This is a genomic window from Propionivibrio sp., from assembly GCF_049316945.1.
Lineage (GTDB): Bacteria > Pseudomonadota > Gammaproteobacteria > Burkholderiales > Rhodocyclaceae > Propionivibrio.
This window is the reverse complement of the sequence record NZ_JBMOJE010000369.1, coordinates 1-1,633: the sequence shown is the minus strand read 5'-3', so window position 1 is coordinate 1,633 and position 1,633 is coordinate 1. Positions and strand designations below refer to the sequence as shown.

1 protein-coding gene is annotated in these 1,633 nt (G+C 59.3%); it reads right to left on the bottom strand.

Features of this window, described 5'->3' with window-relative positions; all coding sequences use genetic code 11:
* Positions 1 to 43: 43 nt before the first annotated feature.
* Complete coding sequence (locus ACOYNV_RS28240) at positions 44 to 1,354, bottom strand: hemolysin family protein (RefSeq protein ID WP_422903149.1); 1,311 nt, start codon at positions 1,352 to 1,354, stop codon at positions 44 to 46.
* Between the last annotated feature and the right edge of the window lie 279 nt (positions 1,355 to 1,633).

Here is a 1,633-nt window from a genome sequence, read left to right as displayed (position 1 = left end):
CTTCATTGCGGGCGAGTTTTCGGCCGATGCTGGGTTGCCAAACCTACTTCGCTTCCGCAACCCGTGAAATCATGACCTGATCGACCCGGTTGTTGTCGACGTCCATCACCTCGAAACGCCAGCCCTGCCACTGCACGTAATCGGTGCGCCGCGGAATACGACGCAGCGACACCATCAGAAATCCGGCCAGGGTGTCGTATTGCCCCGGCATGGGCCAATCCGCCAACCCCAGCACCCTCTGCAGATCCGCCACCGGGGTCACTCCGTCGGCCAGGAAGCTGCCATCCTCTCGGCGCAGGATCTGCTCTTCGTCATGGGATGCCACCATGCTGCCCATCACTGTGCTCATCACGTCGTTGAGCGTAATGACGCCCACCACCATGCTGTATTCGTTGACGATGACCGCAAAGTCTTCAAGTGCCTGGCGAAACTGCGTCAGCATTTCGGCCAGGGTCAGCCGGTCCGGGACGACAAGCGCCTTCTTGATCAGACCCCCATCAATGCAATGTGACAGGGTGAGAGGTTTGCCCCACAAGACGCGCTGAAAGAGGTCCGTTGCATCAACATAGCCGATCACCTCATCGATGCCGGCTGCGCCGCACACAAGGTAGGTTGAGTGGGGAGATTCGGCAAGCCGGGTGCGAAGCAAGGTCTCATCATCGCCAATAGCCAGGAACACGATACGGTCGCGGGTCGTCATGGCGCTCTCCACGGTGCGCGTATCGAGCTCAAACACGTTCTCGATGACCTGCTGTTCGGCGCTTGCCACTGCCCCTGATTGGATGCCCGCCTCGGTCAATGCAAGGATATCCAGATAGGTGATCCGCTCGTCCCGGGTTTGCGCCAGCCCCAGGCGCCGTGACAACGCGTCCGCTATTTTGCTGAAGAAAAACACCAGGGGTTTGAGAACCGTTAAAAGGGCCAGCATCGGACCAACCGTCAACATGGCCAGTCGCTCCGGCTCGTTCATGCCCAACCGCTTGGGCACCAGGTCGGCCACAACAATGAACAGAGTCGTGACACCCACAAAGGACAATGTGGTTGCCAGGGCGCCACTTGCGCTTGGATCCACGCCCAGAAAAATGACCGCTTGATTTAAGTGCGGGGACAACGCGTCATCCCCGACGACGCCTCCAAGGATGGCAATCGTATTGAGCCCAATCTGTACCACAGTCACGAAGTGTCCGGGTGCGTTCTGCACTGCCAGCACGCGCGCGGCGCGGCGGTCACCGGCATCGGCCAATTGGCTCAGTTTGATTCGGCGCGCCGCAGCCATAGAGATCTCGGCCACCGAGAAGAAGGCGGATGCGGCGATCAGAATGGCTATCAAAAACAGGCTGGTCGGAAGATTCATTTCTCCGGCGACTATAGCTGGTCCATTCATGGGGGCGGACATTGCGTCAACTACGCCCCAGCTTGACGTCAAACGTAGAAGGAGGCCATGCGTCTTCAGTATTTGCCGCTGTGGGCGCGTCCCGCCTATTCGCTTGGATTGGGGTGTAGCACGCAACGCAACACATGGTGAGGTGCACCACTGAGAACGGTAGCCCATTCAGGATGCGGGGCCTTCGACGGCGGAAACACGAATCCTGAGCGCACGTTGACACCATCCGGACGCGACCAAACCCGGTGA

What these genes read in the sequence shown, in the direction of transcription:
- ACOYNV_RS28240 (WP_422903149.1), bottom strand. Translation starts at nt 1,354, where the DNA reads ATGAATCTTCCGACCAGCCTGTTTTTGATAGCCATTCTGATCGCCGCA.